This window comes from Bacteroides sp. 1001136B_160425_E2 (assembly GCF_015559655.1).
Classification (GTDB): domain Bacteria; phylum Bacteroidota; class Bacteroidia; order Bacteroidales; family Bacteroidaceae; genus Bacteroides; species Bacteroides luhongzhouii.
Map to the genome: position 1 here is coordinate 1 of NZ_JADMQH010000016.1, position 23,661 is coordinate 23,661.

At 42.2% G+C, this 23,661-nt stretch carries 17 protein-coding genes and 1 pseudogene; 11 read left to right on the plus strand and 7 right to left on the minus strand.

Annotated features, from left to right (window positions below; all coding sequences use genetic code 11):
- Positions 1-142 precede the first annotated feature (142 nt).
- A complete protein-coding gene (locus tag I2I04_RS16195; RefSeq protein WP_195655445.1) occupies positions 143-934 on the minus strand; it encodes a hypothetical protein in 792 nt (263 codons plus the stop codon).
- A gap of 607 nt (positions 935-1,541) precedes the next feature.
- On the opposite strand from I2I04_RS16195, the gene I2I04_RS16200 reads away from it, so the two are divergent.
- From I2I04_RS16200 to I2I04_RS16210, 3 genes are all read left to right on the plus strand, one after another.
- Positions 1,542-2,141: a DsbA family protein gene (locus I2I04_RS16200; protein WP_015531404.1), complete on the plus strand. Its 600-nt coding sequence runs from the start codon at positions 1,542-1,544 to the stop codon at positions 2,139-2,141.
- A 393-nt stretch (positions 2,142-2,534) separates the two neighbouring features.
- Positions 2,535-3,014, plus strand: a complete 480-nt coding sequence (locus I2I04_RS16205) for an HU family DNA-binding protein (protein ID WP_143257820.1) — start codon at positions 2,535-2,537, stop codon at positions 3,012-3,014.
- A gap of 142 nt (positions 3,015-3,156) precedes the next feature.
- A complete protein-coding gene (locus I2I04_RS16210) occupies positions 3,157-3,399 on the plus strand; it encodes a DUF4248 domain-containing protein (protein ID WP_143257819.1) in 243 nt (80 codons plus the stop codon).
- A 23-nt stretch (positions 3,400-3,422) separates the two neighbouring features.
- Here the strand turns inward: I2I04_RS16210 and I2I04_RS16215 are convergent, their stop codons facing one another.
- The 3 genes from I2I04_RS16215 to I2I04_RS16225 are packed head-to-tail and all read right to left on the minus strand — an operon-like array spanning position 3,423 to position 8,997.
- Complete coding sequence (locus I2I04_RS16215; protein ID WP_195655446.1) at positions 3,423-4,793, minus strand: TolC family protein; 1,371 nt, start codon at positions 4,791-4,793, stop codon at positions 3,423-3,425.
- Positions 4,790-7,930 carry an efflux RND transporter permease subunit gene (locus I2I04_RS16220; RefSeq protein ID WP_195655447.1) on the minus strand — a complete coding sequence of 1,047 codons (3,141 nt, stop codon included), beginning with the start codon at positions 7,928-7,930 and terminating at the stop codon, positions 4,790-4,792. Before I2I04_RS16220 ends, I2I04_RS16215 begins: the two co-directional genes overlap by 4 nt.
- Entirely contained in the window at positions 7,927-8,997 is a 1,071-nt protein-coding gene (locus tag I2I04_RS16225; protein WP_195471119.1) for an efflux RND transporter periplasmic adaptor subunit, read from the minus strand. The genes I2I04_RS16220 and I2I04_RS16225 overlap by 4 nt, the downstream gene beginning before the upstream one ends.
- 180 nt (positions 8,998-9,177) lie before the next feature.
- On the opposite strand from I2I04_RS16225, the gene I2I04_RS16230 reads away from it, so the two are divergent.
- Positions 9,178-10,047 (plus strand): AraC family transcriptional regulator, encoded by an 870-nt coding sequence (locus I2I04_RS16230; RefSeq protein WP_143257815.1) that lies wholly within the window; start codon positions 9,178-9,180, stop codon positions 10,045-10,047.
- A gap of 211 nt (positions 10,048-10,258) precedes the next feature.
- Here the strand turns inward: I2I04_RS16230 and I2I04_RS16235 are convergent, their stop codons facing one another.
- A complete protein-coding gene (locus I2I04_RS16235; protein ID WP_143257801.1) occupies positions 10,259-11,008 on the minus strand; it encodes a hypothetical protein in 750 nt (249 codons plus the stop codon).
- A gap of 10 nt (positions 11,009-11,018) precedes the next feature.
- Positions 11,019-12,410 carry an MATE family efflux transporter gene (locus I2I04_RS16240; protein WP_195655448.1) on the minus strand — a complete coding sequence of 464 codons (1,392 nt, stop codon included), beginning with the start codon at positions 12,408-12,410 and terminating at the stop codon, positions 11,019-11,021.
- Between the two features lie 75 nt (positions 12,411-12,485).
- Between I2I04_RS16240 and lysS the strand changes: the two genes are divergently transcribed.
- From lysS to I2I04_RS16255, 3 genes are read left to right on the plus strand one after another with little or no spacing between them, the layout of a single operon-like run.
- Positions 12,486-14,213, plus strand: coding sequence for a lysine--tRNA ligase (lysS, locus tag I2I04_RS16245; RefSeq protein ID WP_195655449.1), 1,728 nt, complete (start codon positions 12,486-12,488; stop codon positions 14,211-14,213).
- Positions 14,214-14,239: 26 nt separating this feature from the next.
- Positions 14,240-15,235 (plus strand): NAD(P)H-dependent glycerol-3-phosphate dehydrogenase, encoded by a 996-nt coding sequence (locus I2I04_RS16250; protein ID WP_143257986.1) that lies wholly within the window; start codon positions 14,240-14,242, stop codon positions 15,233-15,235.
- Positions 15,236-15,253: 18 nt separating this feature from the next.
- Entirely contained in the window at positions 15,254-16,591 is a 1,338-nt protein-coding gene (locus tag I2I04_RS16255; RefSeq protein ID WP_143257798.1) for a glucose-6-phosphate isomerase, read from the plus strand.
- A gap of 156 nt (positions 16,592-16,747) precedes the next feature.
- Here I2I04_RS16255 and I2I04_RS16260 read toward each other — a convergent pair whose 3' ends face one another.
- A complete protein-coding gene (locus tag I2I04_RS16260; RefSeq protein WP_195655450.1) occupies positions 16,748-17,254 on the minus strand; it encodes a DUF5035 domain-containing protein in 507 nt (168 codons plus the stop codon).
- A 247-nt stretch (positions 17,255-17,501) separates the two neighbouring features.
- Here I2I04_RS16260 and I2I04_RS16265 point away from each other — a divergent pair, with 247 nt between their 5' ends.
- From I2I04_RS16265 to I2I04_RS16280, 4 genes and pseudogenes are all read left to right on the plus strand, one after another.
- The gene (locus I2I04_RS16265) at positions 17,502-18,311 is read left to right on the plus strand and encodes a hypothetical protein (protein ID WP_008024965.1); all 810 of its coding nucleotides are present in this window, start codon (positions 17,502-17,504) and stop codon (positions 18,309-18,311) included.
- Positions 18,312-18,348: 37 nt separating this feature from the next.
- Positions 18,349-19,032 (plus strand): HAD family hydrolase, encoded by a 684-nt coding sequence (locus tag I2I04_RS16270; protein ID WP_143257796.1) that lies wholly within the window; start codon positions 18,349-18,351, stop codon positions 19,030-19,032.
- Positions 19,033-19,151: 119 nt separating this feature from the next.
- A pseudogene (locus I2I04_RS16275) lies at positions 19,152-22,007 on the plus strand (bifunctional fucokinase/fucose-1-phosphate guanylyltransferase); the annotation flags it as partial.
- Between the two features lie 546 nt (positions 22,008-22,553).
- The gene (locus I2I04_RS16280) at positions 22,554-22,970 is read left to right on the plus strand and encodes a hypothetical protein (protein ID WP_143257794.1); all 417 of its coding nucleotides are present in this window, start codon (positions 22,554-22,556) and stop codon (positions 22,968-22,970) included.
- Positions 22,971-23,661: the final 691 nt, after the last annotated feature.

Consider the following 23,661-nt stretch of genomic DNA (forward strand, 5'->3'; position numbering starts at 1 on the left):
TATAAAATAAAAAATACGAGACTCAAACTTGAATCCCGTATTTCCATTTACACAAAATATTTTATAGTGCCTTGAAATCTCTATCTTTCCTTTAAAATAACCTCTTTATATCATCTCTCTTTCCATAATTATGTCCTACCCGTCATTTATTATCAAACTTACCATTAGAGCATCCAGCAAGAATCCGATCCAGACTTTCATCCACAACACCTATCATCTGAAGTTTGGATAATAAATGATAGTAGGAAGTTTTTCCTACTCCTTCTATTCTCAACAGACTTTTCCAACCTCTTCCCGATACGATTTCCAATATGTCCTTTACTGTTCGAACATCTTGATTATACAAGACATTAGCCAGCCGCGTATCAGCTACTTTACAAACAGGCAATTGAAGTATCCACTCCTCCTGCCCGACATTTATATTCTTATTATTGTCTGCTAAAGATAAAAAACGGGCATTGATAGCACGCTTTCGATAAGTAGCCAATATATCTTTCTTCAATTTCAACCCTTTAAGTATAGAGTTATACATTTGCAATGTCTTCCCATAGGTAATTCGATGCCGACCAGCCACTTTCTCTACCGGTTCTCCTGTAGAAATAGAATAGAAAATATTGCGGGCGACAGGGTGAAGAATTAATGCTGCCAGTTCACGAATGATTATTTCATATAGCGGTTTACAAGTCTTCTGTGTTCTCAATACATATAGTAGATCATCGTATTTGGAAATGATAAAATCACGTTCCAATTTCTTTTCTTCCACGATTTTAGAAAGGTAACCTGCCTCTAAACCAAGTTTTTTGTGAGCTTCCAGATAAGCATCCAAACTCTCATCATCCAAAAACAACTGATCGTTGATTCGGGAACTCGTAATGTATCCAAGATTTGCCCAATTCTTTAGAATGGCTTCTTGAATGTCGCGTCTTTCAGACATCTGTTTTGTTGTGAGCCAATTTGACATAAAAAAACGGAACTAGATTAACAATATTAACTAGTTCCGTACCTTTTATTATAAAAGAGTACGGAGCTGCCACAATCCCGCAAACAGGAGGTAGTAGCGGCTACCTTACTTACACGGGCAGACAGCCCGTACCCTATGAGAAGTCATAGAAGTACAGGCGTCTCCCGGCGTAAGTAAAAAAAATCCGCTACGATTTCCTGTTCACCGAGGAAACGCACAATCGCATACCACAAAGGTATGCTACGTTCCAATGACAAAGGTACAAATACTTTTCGGAAAATAACAAGAGAGAGTTATAAATGTTTAGGAAAGAAAACGAATGATGATTGTACAATTAAAGCGTATGTATATAAATAGACAGGCTTCAATTAGTTATCTTATTCATATAAGAAACCACTCTACAATTAAAGCACCTCTCTCTTGTATAAACTAGCTACTTTTGTAGCACACATCAATTCGTTCCACAAATATGGAACGAAACAATAACAGATGTGGAACTAAAGGGAAACAACTGTGGAACTAAAAGTCAACAGTTGTAGAACGAATTAACAGTAACTATAAAACCACTAAACATTAGTATATGAGTGCAATATATGACTTATTTGAGACTCCTAGTCCAAACAAAGAAGAGAAACAACCGCTACATGCCCGTATCGTCTCCAAAGGAACCGTAGATAAAGAAGAGTTCCTGGATCGTGTCCACAAATTTACCGGTATCAGCAGAAGTTTATTGGCAGGAGCCATGGAAGCCTTTGCCAATGAAGCACGAGATTTACTAGCCGACGGCTGGAATGTAGAAATGGGAAACTTCGGATTCTTCTCTACATCGTTGCAATGTCCGCCGGTTAAAGATAAAAAAGAAATTCGGGCAGCGTCTGTCCAAATGAAAAATATTAATTTCCGTGCAAGTCGTCCATTCAAGAAAGAAGTAGGCGACAAAATGAGGCTGCAACGAGGAGAATCTATCACACGCCCTAAGAAAAATAGTATCTCCCGTGAGACGTGTCGCGACCGTCTTAACACATACTTGGAAAATCACCTATTCATCAGCCGGACAGATTATAGCCATCTGACAGGACGAAATAAAAAAGTAGCTATTGAAGAATTAAATTCCTTTATCACTGACGGAATAATACGGAAAGAAGGGGTTGGAAAGTTGACTGTATATATAAAGGTATAAACTCTCGGAACAAGTAGAATTGCCTATTTACCGCCTTATCCTATCTACAAGATAAAACAATAACATTTTTATCTTGTAGATAAGAAGAAAATGAGATTTCTGAAGCATGAAGACAAGGACAATAATGGAATGTGGATAAGAAAAAAAACATTATGAACTACTTATTTAAAGGAAAACTGATTGAAATACTCCCTATTTGGAAATGGCTCTTAAAGTAGAAAATATAAGAATCTATAAATCAGAAGCATACAAACAAAATAAATCAAAATGAATCAAAGTAAGTACATCTAAGACCGTTAAAGCACCTCCCCGAAAAGTGCCCATAGTATCTTTGCATCGTGATCACAAAGAGAATTGATAACTAAAGTAACTAATTTAAAAAAACAAAAAACTATGGCACTTAGATACGTCATTAAAAAAAGAACATTCGGCTTTGATAAAACTAAAGCTGAAAAGTATGTAGCACAAAATGTAATCACCAATACGGTGGATTTCAGAGATTTGTGCGAGGAAATCACTAAAGTCGGAATGGTTCCCAGTGGAGCGGTAAAATTTGTACTCGATGCTTTGATCGATACATTAAATCTCAACCTTAGAAAAGGCATCTCTGTTCAATTAGGAGATTTCGGATGCTTCCGTCCTGGTATGAATTGCGAAAGTCAGGATACTGAAAAAGAGGTAGATAGCGATACGATACGCAGAGTGAAAATCATTTTCACTCCGGGCTACAAATTCAAAGAGATGCTGAGTAAAGTCAGTGTTCAAAAAGCGGTAGCTTCCGATGATGGTTCCATCAGCTCGGAACAACCGGACCCCAACCCGAATCCCAACCCGGATGACGGTAAAGGAGAAGCACCGGACCCGGCAGCATAAGATTAATCATCAGCCTTTAAAAGCAGGAAAACAGTACCCGCCTACGGGCGGATACTGTTTCCCAAAGTATTCCTGTAAAAGACTTGACAACGCCTTTTTTATTTTGTATCTTTACAACATCTTAAAACATTAAAATATCAACATGAAAGAATTGCCAGAAGAAGAAGAAATTCCGTTTCGCATTAAAACTTATAAGAAAAAGGAATTGGCTTGTATGTACAATCCGAACATTACACCCCGTTGCGCCATACGCATATTCACCAAATGGATTAAAATAAATAAAGAACTGCTCCGGTTGTTGACTGCCACAGGTTATCATCCGCGTACACGAACTTTTACTCCCCGACAGGTACAAATCATAACCAGTATTCTGGACATTCCATAGGGATGTCCAGAATACTGGTTTTATCACTGCAGTTGTCCCGCCGCTTTCAAATAAGCCACATAATTCACATACAATTGGAAATGAGCATCCACTTTCGTCTGATAAGCCTGCTGCCAGAGCACTTGCGCTTCCAGATAATCCGAAAGTGTTTCCAGTCCCACTTCATATTGTTTACCACTGACTTTCATATTCTCCTCTGCTTGTTCCAGCGAACGCTCGGAAAGCTCCGTTTCCAGCCGGGACTCATCCAGATTATTGGCAGCCTGCATCAATTCCAGCAACATTTTTTCATTGGCATTTTCCTGTTCAAGACGGACTTGCTCCAACTTCACTTTGGCAGACTTTACTTTATTGGTACGTTCGCCAAAATGAAACAGAGGGACAGAAACATTCAGGAATACAGAAAAAGCACCCTTTTTCATCAAAGTTTCATCATTGACTTCCAACCCATGAAGATAATCATAACTACCTCTGACACCGATACGCGGTAACAGTTCACTACGATTCAGCCTTACCTCCTGCTCGGCAATGGCTATTTGTTTGTTCAAGATTCCATATTCGGGACGGGCGGTAATGTCAGAAACCTGCACTTTCCACTCCTTCTCCACTTCCGGAAAATCATCAGATATATCAATTCGCGTCGTCAAAGGGCGTCCGATGTAATGACAGAGATTCATACTTGCAAGACGAAGGGCATTATCAGCCTTTCGCAAAGAGAGTTCACTCTCATTGAGCTTCACTTGCACTTTCAGCACATCATTCTGCGGTTTCATGCCATGCCGGTGAGCACTCTCTACATTTTTGGAAAGTTCCGTCAGTAAGGCATGATATTTTTCCGCAACTTTTCTCATTTCCTTCGCTTTCACTAACTGCACGTATGCCTTATCCGTATTCAGAATAACTTCCGAAGTAGTCAAAACTTCATTCAAGTGTGCCATTTCTTTTCCCAACAGTGACATCTTATAGGCAGCACGGATTTTTCCACCCATATAAAGAGGCTGTTCCACTTGTATACCACCCGAGTAAACCGTTCCGACTTTATAGTCCAGATTCAGTCCGGGAAAATAAGCGAAACCGCTCGATACCAGTTCTCCGGTGGCAGGATTGGGCAGGAAAACCGGAAGGTTTCCTCCCGGAACTCCGAGACTTCCATCCACTGTGCTATAAACACCTGTTCCGTTGGCTGTAAAATTAGGAAAGAAATTGGCTTTATAACTAAGAGACATCAATCGGGCAGCTTCCGTCTGTTTATTAGCGGCAGCCATATCCTTATTATATTTCAGTGCCATTTCACGGCATTGCGCCAGACTTAGTTTTTCTTGCGCGGCAAGAGAAACCGACAGGCCGAACAATATACCCGCTACACTAATGGCTACAAGAATTTCTTTTTTCATTTGTCTGTCTTTTTTATATGAAAGAATAATGCATACAAAATCGGGATAAAAAGCAACGTTATCAACGTGCCGAACAATAACCCACCCATGATAGAAGCTGCCAGCGAACCGAACATGGCATCCGGCAGCAATGGAATCATTCCCAAAATCGTAGTCAGCGAAGCCATCATCACGGGACGGAGACGGCTCTGCGAACTGTCTATCAATGCCGTCACAGGTTCTACTCCCTGATTAATTTGCAAAGTGATCTCATCCATCAAAACAATACCGTTCTTGATAATCATACCGATCAATCCCAATGTACCGACGATAGCCACAAAGTTGAATGTCTTCCCGGTAAGCAGCATTACGGCAACAACACCGACAAACACCAACGGAATAGTACAGAAGATGATAACCGGTTTCCGGTAATCTTTGAACAGCATAATCAGAATAGAAATCATCAGAATGATAGCAAACGGAAAGTTCTTGAACAGATATTGCATTGACTTTGTACTGGCGTTCCTCTCGCCTTGCCATTGAAGCTGGTATCCGTCAGGCAACGGAATCTGTTCAATCTGCGGGGCAATGGATTGCCGTGCCTTCTCCGTTTCTACCCCCGGAACAGGAGAACATTGCACCCGTTGGCTGCGCTGTCCGTTATAACGGGGAACCACCGGATCTTCCCACTTCACATCAATCCGCTTACTGATTTGTTTTAACGGAGTTGTTCCCATCAACGTTTCCACCAGTTCATCTTTTGATAGTGTTCCTGTCTTCAGCTTCATCATCATTTCTTGTGTCAGCAAACCGTTCAGAGAAGGAAGAGACGAGAATATCTGCGTATTATCCAGGTTTTCAATCGGATTTCCGTGTTCGTCCAGACAACGCAAGTAGATATTATCTTTGTGAATACCTTCGTAGAAAGACCCGATAGGGATACCACTGGTAGCTGTCAGCAAAGAAAGGCTTACATCATTCCGGCTCAATCCGATAGCACGTGCCGCAGGCTGGTCATATTCGATAGTCAGTACCGGGATTTGTGGTTCCCAGTCCGTGGTAATCAGGTAAACATCCTGGCAATTCTCCATAATCTTGCGGGCACTATCCGCCAACTGATGCAAAACAGCAGGATCAGGACCGGTAAATTGCGCTTCAATGGGGTATTTTTTGAACATCAGGTTGTAACGGTTCATCTTTACGTAAGCATCCGGATAATGTTGCGAAAGATATTGTTGAATTTCCGCCATGTTATCCACCAAATCGTCGGGAGAGGTGAAGTCGATAATCAGTTCACCGTAAGATAAGGAAGGATTGGCTACGTTACGTACCAAGTTATAACGGGCAGGAGTACCACCGATGGAAGCAGTGACGTGTGTGACTTCCGGACGCTTTTTCAGGTAAGTTTCGATTTCCTCCAAGTCACGGGCCACGCGAGTGGAGTTAGTTCCTTCCGGCAATTTATATTCCATATAAAGCTGGTCGTAGACCATATCCGGGAAAAAGCCCTGTTTCATAAAACGATAACTGAAAGCCGAAAGCAAAACCAAAGCAATCATTGTAAACACAAAACTCCAACGATGTGCCAGGCTGAATTTCAACAATGAACGGAGCACGGCATAAATCTTCCCTTCATACACACGCTTTCCGACAGCAGTAGTTGCCGCAGAGATTTCCGGATGCAGAATCCGGTCAGCCATCAACGGAACGTGCACCAAAGCCAGCACCCAGCTAAGCAACAGGGAAACAGCGAGTACAATAAACAAATCGCGCGTATAGACACCTGCCGTATCAGGCGACATGAAGATAGGAAGAAAAGCGATGATGGCAATCAGAGTAGCTCCCAGCAGAGGCATCGCTGTCTGCCGTCCGATGGCAGTCATTGCTTCCATCCGGCTCTTCCCGGCTTTCAAATCTACCAAAATACCGTCGATGATAACAATCGCGTTATCCACCAGCATCCCCATCGCAAGCACGAACGAGGCCAATGAAACACGCTGCATCGTACCATCCATAAAATAAAGGAACAGGAAGGAACCAAATACCGTCACTACCAGGCTGATACCGATAATCACCCCGCTCTTGAATCCCATAGCAATCATCAGAATAACAACTACGATAATCACGGATTCTATCAGATTAAGAATGAACGTCCCCAACGAAGTGCCTACGCGTTCCGGCTGATAGAAAACCTTATGACACTCTACTCCTGCCGGAAGACGTTCAGCCTTTAGTTGCTCCAGTTTCTTTTCCACCCGATGCCCCACTTTGATAATGTCGGCATCCGGAGAAGCAGCCACCATGATTCCTATCGCACGCTGGCGGTCATAAAACAATTCGTTGCGGGTAGGATCTTCATAATCCTTCTCAATACGGGCTATGTCGCTCAACCGCAACTGATCGGCATCATGCCCCTGAATCAGCATACGACCAATATCCTCTACCGTCTTAAACTTATCACTGACTGTCACCCGGATACGATTATCGCCATTATCATAATAACCAGTATAAGTAGTTTGGTTCTGCCCGTTCAATGTGGCTAGCACTTCGGCGGGTTTCACACCCAAGTTGGCCATCCGGTCTTGCAGGAGAGAGATGTTAATACATTCAGGACGTTTACCGTATAAGTCAACGCGCTCCACCCCATCCAGTTCGCTGACTTCACGTTTCACCAGTTCTGAATAATCAGACAGTTCCCTGTCGGAAAGCCCGTCGCCCGTCAAAGCGAAAAACATTCCGTAGACATTGCCGAAATCATCTTTTACAATAGAAGGACTGGCACCTTCGGGAAGTTCTGCCTGTGCGTTCGCCACCTTACGACGCAACAAATCCCAGCATTGCTCTACGTCCGTCTCTTTGACAGTCGTTTTCAGTTCTACCTGAATCAAAGAGAGATCATTGTAGGAATAACTTTCCACATTATCTATATTCCCCATAGAGCGGATATTCTTCTCCAGCACATCCGTCACTTCCAACTCTACCTGATGTGCAGACGCGCCGGGATAGGTAGTGACTACCATTGCGAGCTTTACCGTTATTTCAGGATCTTCCAGTTTACTCATTTCATAACTGGAATAGGCTCCTCCTACAATCAGTACGGCAATCAGGAAGTAGATTAACTTCTTGTTTTCAAACGCCCATTTACTAATATCAATCATAACAGTCCTCCCACATTGGTTTCAGTAGCCGGAAGAAGCGGTTCCACCTGTTCTCCCTCTTTTACATGGTGTACTCCCGAAGCGACAACCAAATCACCGGGATTCACTTTGTCTGAAGTAATCAGGCACCTACCGTCACTAAGCAGACGAGTGACAGTCACATCACAACGGCGGACAACATGACTGGAAGCATCATAAAGAAAGATACTCGTACGCCCGTTCTCACGAAGAATCGCTCCACCGGGAACCGACAGGTTACACGCATCTCCTTCACTGCATTCGATAGTCACCATTGTATTCATGCCGGGCGATGGAACTGCCTGCTTATCTTCTTTTTTCAGTTGAAGCCGCATGGTGTACAACTGATTGGCATTTGCCTTAGGGGTGACACTAATCAGTTCCAAAGCATATCTTTGATGAGGATAAATATCGAATGTACAATAGTAGCGGGTAAACTGCTGTCGACGAATATATTCCACTGCCGGAAGATTAATTTCCACTTCCGGGCTTCCCTCACTGATGATGGAAACGACGGGCATGCCGGCAGCTACCGTTTCATGGGAATCAAAAAGACGTTTCTGTATATATCCGCTAAAAGGAGCATACAAACGGGTGTATGCCAACTGGTCTTTAGCATGATTATATTTAGCGGTAATCTGCCTTAATCCGTACACGGCCTTATCGTTAGCATCCGGTGTCGTCACATTTTCCTTATAAAGCGCCATCACCCGTTCCGCCTCCGCTTTCACACTTTGATATTCTGCTTCTGCCGCATCCAACTGAATCTGATAATCCGTCGGATCCAATTCGGCCAATAATTGCCCTTTACGCACATAAGCACCGTCATTTACATGCATATACTGAATAGTACCACTCACCCGGAAGGACAGACTTATATCCTGTGCCGCTTTCACCCGTCCCGGAAACTGCAAAGCTATTTGTCTGTCGGCAGAAAGTACGGTATCAATCTTCACTGCCGGCTTACTGTCTGTGTTTTGTACACGTTGCCCACACGAAGTCAACAGAACTGCTAAAAATCCTGTTAATAAGAAGTCTAATCGTCTCATATTTTCACTTGTTAGTTAGTTGCCACAAAAGTATCCCAAGCAAACATGAAGAGAAAGGTTGATTTAGACGGAATATTGTTCTATTTGTACGTTACCTAAGATAAAAAGCCGAAATAGTTTGCTATTTGTATTTATTTGTTTATTACTTTGTAAGGAAATTCATTTCAACGAAAAAGGAATATGGAACCACTGATGCCATTCAAGTATGTTATAATATCTCCAGAAGATACTTCCATGAAAGAAGGATGCATTATTTCCGAATTCAACCAATGCGGACTTTTCCTCTGCCAGAAAGGACAGGCGGAAATCCTGTTGGGAGGTAGGCCATACCAGATTAACAAAAGGAATCTTTTCATATATACTGCAGCCAACCTTCTACAGATACGCCAAAGAAGCGCAGACCTGGAAGGAATCATGATAGAGGTCGATCTGGATTATGTCATACCGATAGTAAACAAAGTAGCCAACTCGGAGAACTTGCTTTATTTGCGGGAAAATCCCTGTCTGTCGCTTTCCGAAGAGCAATATACATTTGTAGAGAACTTACTCAAATCTGTAGAAAAACGAATTAACAGGGAGAATATCTGTAACAGTTCCCGACAGAAACAATATTTAATTTCTGAATTAATCAAATCCTGGGGACAAGTGATATGCTATGAGTTATTAAATATCTATTTCAACAACGAACCGCAAACACCACTTCCACAAGATAAAAAGGATAGGATTTTCCAAAATTTCATGATTACCCTCTATCGATATTATCATCAGGAACGGGATGTTACTTTCTATGCAAACAAGCAATGTCTGTCTGCCCGATATTTTTCTTCCGTCATCAAGGAGAAATCAGGGAGCAGTGCTTTGCAATGGATTATACAGAATGTCATTACAGAAGCCAAATATCTGCTCGATAATACCGATTTAAGTATTAAGGAAATAGCGACCAAGCTCAACTTCCCCACACAATCATTCTTCGGAAAATATTTCAAGCAGTATGTCGGCATATCTCCTAAAGAATATCGGAACAAAAAGATAGGACTGTTGCCTTCTTGAGTCAGCAAAACAAAATTCTGTTCTTTTTTGATATTACATAATTTGAATTGGAATATAATCAATAAAAAAGGATTATTCGCCGATTGCGTACAATATTGATATATAATCGTCCTATTCTTATATTAAAAATGACTACCCGACACTACCTTTGTTACCAACCAATTATTTCAGGAAGATTGCATTAGTACTTCCCTGATAATGGTTGACTAGTTTAACCGGCCTTCTCTATAAGTTCCAATATCATTCGTGCAAACTCTTGAACAATCTTAAGATTCTCTGATTGACTCACAACGTCCTCCTCATGAGTATCCAGCGCAAGATCTTCTTGCAATCGAAACATTTCCTCTTTTCCACATGTTATCAGTTGATCTTTTTTACACATATTCCAGGGAACGAAAGTCTTGCAGATAAAAAGTTCCATGCCGGACACCATCATAGCCGACCCGAGCGAGATACCATCCGGACTAGTGTACCACACAGGATTCAGTAAATCTTTCATTTCTTCTTCACTCAAGAATAAATGATCGGCATTATAGTGCATGGCAGTGTTCGTTTTAAAATATCTTTTTATCAAATCCTCTCCGGTGAGTTCCAATCCCATCCGCAGAGCATATCTACTAAAAAAATGAGGTGGATAAAAAGTCACACCGGGGAGAGAGCCTTCTTTAGCCGGTAAATCGTATCGATAAACATACTTACCATGATCTGTTTCTCTGACGCAAACAAGAAAGCTATCAACATACTGTTTCAAACGTCGCTTACTCTTGGCGAAGAATATCAAAATCCATTTGTTCTTCCTGGGTGAAGTGACTGTAGAGAAAAGAAACATCGGAAATTTGCTTTGCCTGCGGAAATATTTTAGAGCATCCAGCATTTTTTTTCGCATGATTATGCTCACGTCCATGTAGTCCTTTGCTACCTCATTCGCCAATTCCTCGTAGGACATTTGTGAAGTTATCATATTTTCTTTTTTAATGTTTTAAATCACTCGATAATGAGAACTGGCGAAACTGATACCAAAGCATCGTTCCGGCAATCATACTTGCTATCAGGTCGGAAATCGGCATACTGATCCAAACTCCTAGTTGTCCGTAGAAGTGTGGAAGGATCAGCAGACAAGGTATCAGAATTAAAACCTGACGGGAGACAGACAAGAATATAGCCTTGCTTGCCATACCTATACTCTGAAAAAAGTTGGAAGTCACCATCTGAAAACCGACAATGGGAAAGAACATGACCACAATACGCAGTCCTTTAGCAGAAATACGAACCAGTTCTTCATCTGTGGTGAAAATAGAAACTGCCAAATCAGGTATCAGCATCCCCATCAAGAAACCGATAGTAGTGATAAGGGTGGCTACATAAATCGTAATTTTCAAGACTTTCGTCACACGGGAATATTGCCTGGCACCATAGTTATACCCGGCAATAGGCTGCATACCCTGATTCAATCCCATTACAATCATGACAAAAAGGAACACCAGGCGGTTGACAATTCCGAAAGCTCCAATAGCTAAATCACCTCCATACTGTTTCAGTCCCTTATTAATCAAAATCACGATAAAACAAGCTGCCAGATTCATCAGAAATGGTGCCATACCAATGGCCAAAGAGTCAAACACTATTTTCTTCTTTAACCGGAAAATACCTTTATGGAAATGTAACAGTTCCTCTCTATTAGAAAATAGCTTGAACTGCCATGCCAATGCGATAACCTGTGCAGTAATGGTAGCGATTGCCGCTCCTTGTATTCCCCAACCGAAGCCATAAATAAAAACAGGGTCGAGTATCGTGTTAATCACTACCGTAGCAATCGTGGCATACATCGCCTTTTGCGGATGTCCCGCCGAACGAAGTACGGCATTCAGACCTAAATAAAGGTGGGTGACAACATTACCCAGTAAGATAACGACCATATAATCGCGGGCATAACCTACCGTAGCATCACTACCACCGAAGAAGTAAAGAATAGGGTCGAGAAACAACAGTGTGACGACTGTAAAGGCAAGTCCGATGATAATATTCAATACCAGTACATTGCCAAGTACCCGCTGTGCGGTATCGTAATCTTTCTGTCCCAATTTCACCGAAACCAATGTAGCCGCACCTACACCGACCAGAGAGCCGAAAGCCGCGGCAAGATTCATTAGCGGAAAAGTTAATGCTAACCCGGAGATAGCCATCGCCCCTACCCCGTGACCAATGAAAATACTATCTACCATATTATAAAGAGAAGACGCCGTCATGGCGATAATTGCCGGAATGGCATACTGCATTAAAAGCTTTCCAATCTTTTCCGTACCCAACGCAGTGGGTGTCTTTTGTCCTGTCATACCTATTAGTTTGAGGGTGCAAAGATACAAAAAAGAGACGGATTACAGGATATATGAGAAAAGTTTCGTATTTTTGCCCACAAAATTGAGTTAATACGTAACGAAATGAATATATTAGAACTAAGTGAACAGGAAATTATTCGACGTAACAGTCTGAATGAGCTTCGTGCAATGGGTATTGATCCATACCCTGCAGCAGAGTATGTAACCAATGCTTTCTCTACAGATATTAAAGCTGAATTTAAAGACGACGAAGAACCACGCCAGGTTTCCGTAGCCGGCCGTATCATGAGCCGCCGCGTGATGGGTAAAGCATCTTTCGTTGAATTGCAGGACTCTAAAGGTCGCATCCAGGTGTACATCACCCGGGATGATATCTGTCCGGGAGAAGACAAGGAACTGTACAACGCTGTATTCAAACGCCTGCTCGACTTAGGTGACTTTATCGGTATCGAAGGTTTCGTGTTCCGCACACAAATGGGTGAAATCAGCATCCATGCAAAGAAACTGACTGTACTGGCAAAGTCTATTAAACCGTTACCAATCGTTAAATACAAAGACGGAGTAGCTTACGACTCTTTTGAAGATCCCGAACTCCGTTATCGCCAACGCTATGTTGACCTGGTAGTAAACGACGGCATCAAAGAAACATTCCTGAAACGCGCCACTGTAGTGAAAACTTTGCGCAATGTCTTGGATGAGGCTGGCTACACGGAAGTGGAAACTCCTATCCTGCAATCTATTGCCGGTGGAGCCAGTGCACGCCCGTTCATCACTCACCATAACTCACTGGATATAGACCTTTACCTGCGCATCGCAACGGAGCTTTATCTGAAGCGACTGATCGTAGGTGGTTTTGAAGGTGTATATGAAATAGGTAAGAACTTCCGTAACGAGGGTATGGATAAAACTCACAATCCGGAATTTACCTGTATGGAACTTTATGTTCAGTACAAGGATTACAACTGGATGATGAATTTCACCGAAAAACTGCTGGAACGTATCTGTATCGCTGTAAACGGCTGTACGGAAAGCGTTGTTGACGGAAAAACGATCAGTTTCAAAGCTCCTTACCGCCGCCTGCCTATCCTGGATGCTATCAAAGAAAAGACAGGATACGACCTGAACGGCAAGAACGAAGAAGAAATCCGCCAAGTTTGCAAGGAACTGAAAATGGAAGAAATCGACGAGACAATGGGTAAAGGCAAGCTGATTGATGAAATCTTCGGAGAGTTCTGTGAAGGTACGTATATCCAGCCGACTTTTATCACCGATTATCCGGTTGAAATGTCTCCGCTGACCAAGATGCACCGTTCTAAACCGGGACTGACCGAACGTTTCGAATTAATGGTGAACGGTAAAGAGCTGGCTAATGCTTACTCGGAATTGAATGATCCGTTGGATCAGGAAGAACGTTTCAAAGAGCAGATGCGTTTGGCCGACAAGGGAGATGACGAGGCGATGATTATCGATCAGGACTTCTTGCGGGCTTTACAATATGGTATGCCTCCTACATCGGGTATCGGTATCGGTATCGACCGCCTAGTGATGTTAATGACCGGACAGACCACTATTCAGGAAGTATTATTCTTCCCGCAAATGCGTCCGGAAAAAGTAGTGAAAAAAGACGCTGCCGCCAAATATATGGAATTGGGAATCGCAGAAGACTGGGTTCCGGTGATCCAAAAAGCCGGTTACAACACTGTAGCTGACATGAAAGATGTCAATCCGCAGAAGTTGCACCAGGACATCTGTGGCATTAACAAGAAATATAAATTAGAACTGACCAATCCGTCGGTAAACGACGTAACAGAGTGGATACAGAAAATTTAATAAGTTCTTCATCCAAATCCATACAAATGAAATTACCCGGCAAGATAGCGATAATGGGCGGAGGAAGTTGGGCTACAGCCATCGCAAAGATGTGTCTGGCCCAGGAAGACTCAATCAATTGGTATATGCGGCGAGACGACCGCATTGCCGATTTTAAACGATTAGGGCACAATCCGGCTTATCTGACAGGAGTGAAATTCGATACAAAACGCATCACGTTCAGTTCCAACATCAACGATGTGGTGAAAGAATCGGATACGCTGATCTTCGTCACTCCTTCTCCTTATCTGAAGGCACATCTGAAAAAGCTGAAAACCAAGATTAAAGATAAGTTTATCATCACCGCTATCAAAGGAATCGTACCCGATGACAACGTTATTGTATCAGAATACTTCACAAAAGAATATGGTGTACCACCAGAAAATATAGCAGTCCTTGCAGGTCCCTGCCACGCAGAAGAGGTGGCCTTGGAACGCCTCTCCTACCTGACTATCGCCTGCCCTGACAAAGACAAAGCACGTATCTTCGCACGTCGTCTGGGAAGCAGCTTCATCAAAACATCAGTCAGTGATGACGTAGCGGGTATCGAATACAGTTCGGTACTCAAAAACGTATATGCCATCGCTGCCGGTATCTGTAGCGGCCTGAAATATGGCGACAACTTCCAGGCTGTATTGATCTCCAACGCCATTCAGGAGATGAACCGTTTCTTAAATACGGTGCATCCGTTGAACAGAAACGTGGATGAATCTGTTTATCTGGGGGATTTATTGGTGACCGGTTACTCCAACTTCAGCCGTAACCGAACTTTCGGAACGATGATAGGTAAAGGGTATTCCGTGAAGAGTGCGCAAATTGAAATGGAAATGATTGCGGAAGGTTACTATGGTACGAAATGTATCAAAGAAATCAATAAGCATCATCATGTCAATATGCCGATACTGGACGCAGTGTACAACATTCTGTACGAACGTATCTCACCAATGATCGAGATTAAATTGCTGACTGACTCTTTTAGATAATCTTTAAACAAGAACGATATGATTAGTTTAAACATTGAAAAGACATTTGGATTCATCTCCAAAGAAAAGGTTTTTGCTTACGAAGCTGAAGTAAAAGCCGCACAGGAAATGCTTGAAAAAGGTACAGGCAAAGGTAACGACTTTTTAGGATGGTTGCATTTGCCTTCTTCTATCACTAAAGAACACCTGGCCGACCTGAACGCTACTGCAAAAGTATTAAGAGACAATTGTGAAGTAGTAGTCGTAGCCGGTATCGGTGGTAGCTATCTGGGTGCCCGTGCCGTCATCGAAGCTTTGTCTAACAGCTTCACCTGGTTGCAGGAAAAGAAAACAGCTCCTGTCATGATCTATGCAGGACACAATATCAGCGAAGATTATCTGTATGAACTGGCTGAATATCTGAAAGACAAGAAATTCGGTGTCATCAATATCTCTAAATCAGGAACTACTACTGAAACAGCTCTCGCTTTCCGCTTGCTGAAAAAACAATGTGAAGATCAGCGCGGCAAAGAAACAGCAAAGAAAGTAATCGTTGCTGTGACGGATGCCAAGAAAGGTGCCGCACGCGTTACAGCCGACAAGGAAGGATACAAAACATTCATCATCCCCGATAACGTAGGCGGACGCTTCTCTGTATTGACTCCGGTTGGTTTGCTGCCGATTGCTGTTGCCGGATTCGATATCGAAAAACTGGTTGCCGGTGCTGCCGACATGGAAAAAGCATGTGGCTCGGACGTTGCATTTGCCGAAAACCCTGCCGCTATCTACGCTGCTACCCGTAACGAACTGTACAGAAACGGAAAGAAGATCGAAATCCTCGTTAACTTCTGCCCGAAATTACACTATGTAAGCGAATGGTGGAAACAGCTTTACGGAGAATCTGAAGGAAAAGACAATAAAGGTATCTTCCCTGCATCAGTAGATTTCTCAACAGACCTCCACTCAATGGGTCAATGGATTCAGGAAGGCGAACGTTCTATCTTTGAAACGGTGATTTCAGTAGAGAAGGTTAACCACAAACTGGAAGTTCCTTCTGACGAAGCGAATCTGGACGGTTTGAATTTCTTAGCCGGCAAACGTGTGGATGAAGTGAACAAGATGGCCGAATTGGGCACACAACTGGCTCACGTAGACGGTGGCGTACCTAATATGCGTATCGTACTTCCGGAATTAAGCGAATACAATATCGGTGGTCTGCTCTATTTCTTCGAAAAGGCTTGCGGTATCAGCGGTTACTTGCTGGGCGTGAATCCATTCAACCAACCGGGTGTGGAAGCATACAAAAAGAATATGTTTGCGTTGCTTGACAAACCGGGGTATGAAGAAGAATCTAAAGCAATCCGTGCAAAACTGTAATTAAGAACGTTTTTATAAACGGTAAACTATAAACAATGAACGGTGAACAACTATCCTATATACATGGATTTGTTCACCGTTCATTATTATATTCTATTGGTTGCTGTTTCCGGTTGCCCGTTTATTATCCGTTGTACCGTTTACAGCGCACCATTTTTACTTTTCATCTTCGACTTTCGTCTTTAAGCCGATTTCTTCCTGTGCTCCTTCACATTCGGCTTTGGAAGAAAGATAGAACTCTAATTTTACATCGCCGTTCTTATCTACTTGTTTGATAGTCGCAATCACCATAATTTTAGCTTTTGCCACACCATCCTTAAAACGAAGCTGTCCCTTTTCCACATCTGTCAGATTTCCTTCTGTAGATACTTCTGTTTTCTCAAAGATGAGTTTAGTATCCACTTCATCATCATTCTGAAGTCTAAAGGTTTTCAGTTCAGCTCCATTTCCATCCAAAAGCAGAAGAGCTTTCACTTCGTCCCCCACCTTCAAGGCCGGCAATTCGTCCCTCTGATTCGCATAGTCTTTTTCACCGGAACCGGAACTTTCATCCTCCGATTCGACCTTTGCATAAAGCTTTTCTATCTTGATAACAGGACTTTCCCCGCTATCAGAACAGGCGCCTAAAAACAATGGTAGCAACAATAATACTCTCTTTTTCATGCTATCGTCGAGTTTATAACGTTACAAAAATACACATATTCTTCTAAACAACAAATAATTATACAAGTAATACGCCGCAATTCAGTAGTGCCGAACAGTCTACACGACAAGAGTTGGCAGTACATACCACATGGCAAGTAATCACTAAACTATCTTCCCGTTCTAACTTATCTCTCGTTTTTTATCGTTATCTTTGCCTCGTATACAACTGTAGATTAAGCGAATCAAACTAAAAAGAACAAATAAAATGACAGGAAATTTATTAAAGAAATCCAGTGGATTCATATTATTATGTAGCATATCATTGCTAATGCTCGTAATGACCGGTTGCCAGGAAGCCAAACTCAAGACAGTGATTGGAGTAGCCAACAAACAGTGTCCGATAGACATGGGAGCAGTCGGTACGATCACCAGCATCATCTACGACGGGAATAACGTAGTGTACACGCTGAACATGAACGAAGAGATTACCAATATAAAGATATTGAAAGACAATCCGGAAAGCATGAAATCATCTATCACAATGATGTTTCAAAATCCGGCAGCAGATGTAAAAGAGATGCTCAAGTTGATGGCAAAATGCAATTCCGGATTACACATGATATTTGTAGGGAATAAGTCGGGCGAACAAGCGGTTTGCGAACTTACCGCCGAAGAGCTGAAAGAAGTGATTAATACAAATGCCGACCCGGCACAAAGCGGACAAACAAAGCTTGAAGCGCAACTGAAAATGGCGAACCTGCAATTCCCGATGCAAGCCAGCGAAGAAGTCATTGTCGAAAAAATCGAGGTCATAGGCGAATCGGTTGTTTATATATGCAGTGTGGACGAAGAATTGTGTCCCATCAGCCAGATTGAAGAAAACGCAGCAGAAGTGAAAGAGGGTATTGTATCAACACTGGCAAGTCAGACCGATCCGGCCACCCAGATATTCATCAAAACCTGCGTAGATAACAATAAAAGCATAGCTTACAGATATATCGGCAAGGAATCCGGTCAGCAATACGATGTGATTATTCCTCTGTCTGATCTGAAGAAAATGCTTATAGAAAAATAAAATATCATCTTAAAAAGATTCTGCAACGTACCAAAGTATGAAAAAGAAACTGAAAGCCGTCCTGTTTGACATGGACGGCGTACTTTTTGACTCTATGCCCTATCATTCGGAAGCCTGGCATACAGTAATGAAATCTCACGGACTCACTCTTAGCCGCGAAGAAGCATATATGCACGAAGGACGGACAGGAGCCTCCACTATTAATATTGTTTTCCAACGTGAACTGGGCAGAGAAGCTACCCAGGAAGAAATAGAAAGTATCTATCAGGAGAAAAGTGTTTTGTTCAATTCGTATCCCGAAGCAAAACGTATGCCCGGTGCATGGGAGTTGCTACAAAAAGTGAAAAAGGATGGACTGGTTCCGATGGTGGTCACTGGTTCCGGCCAACTATCCCTGCTCGAACGGTTGGAACACAACTATCCGGGAATGTTTCGTAAAGAATTGATGGTTACAGCGTTCGATGTAAAATATGGTAAGCCCAATCCCGAACCGTATCTGATGGCATTGAAAAAAGGCGGACTTAAAGCTGATGAAGCCATCGTAGTAGAAAATGCCCCGTTAGGAGTGGAAGCCGGACACAATGCGGGTATCTTTACAATAGCCGTAAATACAGGTCCTTTGGACGGACAAGTATTGCTGGATGCCGGAGCCGATCTGCTACTGCCATCCATGCAAGCACTAAGCGACCATTGGGATACGCTGTTTGAAAAGAACACCTAAAAGCTGAAAAGATAATTTATTCTTCAAAACAGGAGAAAAACATTGAAAAGCAAGAATATAAATCGTATTTTTACGGGAGTTTAATTCACTTAGATTCCATCTAAGCCAACGCAGATTCTACTATGCAAAAGTTATTATCCTTACCACCCAATTTGATCCATTGCTTCCACGAACTGGAAGAAGTCAACCATACCGATTGGTTTTGTACATCAGACCCCATAGGGAGCAAACTAGGCTCCGGCGGCGGAACGACGTGGTTACTGCAGGCCTGCCATCAGGCATTCGCGCCGCAAGAATCTTTCAGCAACTGGATAGGAAATGAAAAAAGAATATTGCTCCATGCAGGCGGACAAAGCCGTCGCCTGCCCAGCTACGGACCTTCCGGCAAAATATTGACTCCAATCCCTATCTTCAGTTGGGAAAGAGGGCAAAAACTGGGACAGAATCTATTATCATTGCAGCTCCCACTCTATGAAAGGATTATGAATCAGGCTCCGGCCGGTCTGAATACGCTGATCGCAAGCGGAGATGTATATATCCGTTCGGAAAAGCCACTTCAAGATATTCCGAATGCAGACGTAGTATGCTACGGCTTATGGGTGAATCCTTCATTGACAACCCATCATGGTGTATTTGTTTCCGACCGGAAAAAGCCGGAGGTTCTCGACTTCATGTTACAGAAACCTTCTCTTGAAGAGTTGGAAGGATTATCGAAAACTCATCTTTTCCTGATGGACATCGGTATCTGGATTTTAAGTGACCGCGCCATCGAAGTATTGATGAAACGGTCATTAAAAGAAGGAACCAATGATATTAATTATTATGACTTATACTCGGACTACGGCTTGGCTTTGGGAGAGCATCCCAAAACGGAAGATGAAGAAATCAATCAGTTATCCGTAGCCATATTACCTTTGCCCGGTGGAGAATTCTATCATTATGGCACAAGCCATGAACTGATTTCTTCTACTTTAGCCATACAAGACAAGGTACGCGATCAAAGAAGGATCATGCACCGGAAAGTAAAACCGAATCCGGCTATCTTTATCCAGAACTCTATCACACAAGTTTCCCTTTCTGCAGACAATGCCAACTTATGGATTGAGAATAGTCATGTGGGAAAAGGCTGGAAACTGGGTTCCCGCCAAATAATAACAGGAGTTCCCGAAAACCAATGGAACATCAACCTGCCGGATGGAGTCTGCATCGACATTATCCCTATTGACGACAATGACTTTGTTGCACGTCCGTATGGATTGGATGATGTGTTCAAAGGAGCGTTGGACAAATCAACGACTACCTATCTAAATATTCCTTTTACCCACTGGATGGAAGAAAGAGGAATCATCTGGGAGGATATAAAAGGACGCACCGATGATTTACAATCAGCATCTATCTTCCCCAAAGTAACTTCTGTTGAAGATTTAGGCATATTAGTGCGCTGGATGACATCGGAACCCCAACTGGAAGAAGGGAAAAAACTTTGGCTGAAAGCAGAGAAACTTTCTGCCGACGAAATCTCGGCAGGCGCCAACCTCAAGCGTCTTTATGAACAGCGCAACGCTTTCCGTAAAGAGAACTGGAAAGGACTGGCGGCTAATTATGAAAAAAGCGTATTCTATCAACTTGACTTACTGGATGCCGCAAACGAATTTGTACGTTTCAATTTGGATACTCCCGATATCCTGCAAGAAGATGCCGCACCCATGCTACGGATACACAACCGAATGCTTCGCGCACGCATCATGAAACTACGTGAAGACAAAGATTGCGCAAAAGAAGAACAGGCAGCCTTCCAACTGCTTCGCGACGGTTTATTGGGAGTGATGAACGAACGTAAAAGTCATCCCATACTCAATGTTTATTCCGATCAGATTGTATGGGGCCGCAGCCCTGTACGTATTGATGTGGCAGGAGGATGGACGGACACTCCTCCTTACTCTCTTTATTCAGGAGGAAGTGTTGTCAATCTTGCCATCGAACTGAACGGTCAACCGCCACTACAAGTATATGTGAAACCTTGCAAGGAATATCAGATTACCCTTCGTTCCATCGACATGGGCGCAATGGAAGTGATACGAAATTACGAGGAACTGCAAGATTACAAAAAGGTGGGTTCTCCATTTTCCATCCCGAAAGCCGCCCTTACGTTGGCAGGCTTCGCACCGGTGTTCTCTACAGAATCCTATCCTTCTTTAGCCAAACAGCTGGAAGCCTTCGGTTCAGGAATCGAAATTACCCTGTTGGCTGCTATTCCTGCCGGCTCGGGTTTAGGCACCAGTTCTATCCTGGCCTCCACCGTGCTCGGAGCAATCAATGATTTCTGCGGACTGGCTTGGGATAAGAATGATATATGTAGTTACACATTAGTACTGGAACAATTACTGACCACAGGAGGAGGCTGGCAGGATCAATATGGAGGTGTCTTCTCCGGCATTAAGCTGCTGCAATCCGAAGCTGGTTTCGAACAGAATCCATTAGTACGCTGGTTGCCCGACCAACTCTTTGTTCATCCCGACTACCGCGACTGCCATCTGTTATATTATACAGGAATTACCCGTACTGCCAAAAGTATTCTGGCGGAAATCGTCAGTTCCATGTTCCTCAATTCCGGACCGCACCTAAGTTTGCTGACCGAAATGAAAGCCCATGCAATGGATATGAGTGAAGCTATTTTGCGCAGCAATTTCGATAGTTTCGGTCGTTTGGTCGGCAAAACCTGGATACAAAACCAAGCATTAGATTGCGGAACCAATCCTCCGGCAGTAGCAGCCATTATCGAGAAAATCAAAGATTACACCCTGGGATACAAACTCCCCGGCGCAGGCGGCGGCGGTTATTTATATATGGTAGCCAAAGACCCTCAAGCAGCCGGACAAATCCGACGGATACTGACAGAACAAGCTCCCAACCCACGTGCCCGTTTTGTAGAAATGACTCTTTCTGACAAAGGACTTCAGGTTTCAAGAAGCTAAAGAAGAGGCATTGCCAGATTACCGGTCAATCTCATCCGGAACCACAAAAAACAAGCTTGGACAAATTCAAACGAAATGTCCAAGCTTCAATTTTTCAATGCCATAATGATCTGTTTTACATGTTGAGACTTGAAATAACTGTAAAGTAAATCACAATAATGATAAAACCAATAGCTCCAATAATCAGCGCTACACTAGCCCATTTCTTTTTTCTAGCTTCTTCCATTCTAATTTATATTTATGGGATTAATATAATTTATCGTCAGATATCTACTTCCGGAAAGCTATAAATACACTATATCAACATCATTTTTTTACTTCTTCATCGTTACAAAGTTAGTATTTTCCACGAGTATTTAATCACCTAAAACAACTTTTCATTCTCTTTAGATTAATTTATACAACTACAAATAACGACATGGAACACAAGATTTTATCTATTACTGTTTTTATATCATGTAAAAATTGTACATTTGCATAATTGACAATTTTGATTAAACACATTCAGACTAGGAAAAAGAATCAAAAACCAATAAAAATACAAAGATGAAATTACTTAAATTATTATCCGTTGTTTTGTTGTTTGCCTGCAATGACGACTCCAAAGACACTCCGACTACCGGAGAGCCCAAACAAATTGTTGTAGAAATGGACGCTGCTGCCTCCAATATGACAGATGTTTCCGGCACATATACATTGGAAGCCAATAAAGAATACTGTGTTCGGGAAGATGGAAAATACAAAATATTATTAGTAAAAAGCGTCTATATAGATAAAGAAGGAAAAGAGAAGGACATTCTTACTTACGGTATTCTTGACGTAGCAAAGAACGAATATCACTATTATACAGAAAAAATTGATGTAGCCAAAAGATTGGAAAGAAACTGGAATTTCTATGATGATAACAACCCGGATAACGCTGACAAGCAGCTAGTTTGCACTTCCCATCCGAAAGAAGAATAAATAGATAATAAAGAAAACCGCAATTACTCTCTCTGCCAGTAATTGCGGTTTTCATCTGTGACCCCGGTGCGATTCAAACGCACGACCTTCAGAACCGGAATCAGGCATAGTAACACCCTTATATTTAATAGTTGTTAGTTTGTTTATACTTTCTCTTAACAGCCTATAGAACAACTATAGACCAACAATGGTAGCATTACTAGTATACTACCAATAGCACTTGGACTGTGCTAAGTTTCTTGTTTCTGCTTCATAACTGATTGGTTTGATAATAATGAGGATGCTTTTAATTTATTAATGTGTTAAGATATCGTAATCAGTGCAAATTATAGTGATATCAGGCGGGCAATTGTCTCTAAGAACGTTTAAAAATACAACATATTGGTTTATTGTTAATGTTATGCTTGATAAGGAACATTTAAAGCACTCCATAGTTCTCAATTTGGTACATTGGGATATATCTATACTGGTGAATTTTGTGAAAGAATAATTAACCCTTCTCAATTCTTGATTCTTCGAGATGTTTAAATTTGTTATTGGGGTATGCTCACAGTCTAGTTCTTCCAAATTAGGAGCAATGGATGCATCTAAATGGATAAGCTCTGTATAAGAACAATTTAGTCTTTTTAATTTAGGAACATTAGATATACTCAATTTGGTAAGTTTGGCATGCTGACAGTCTAGTTCTTCT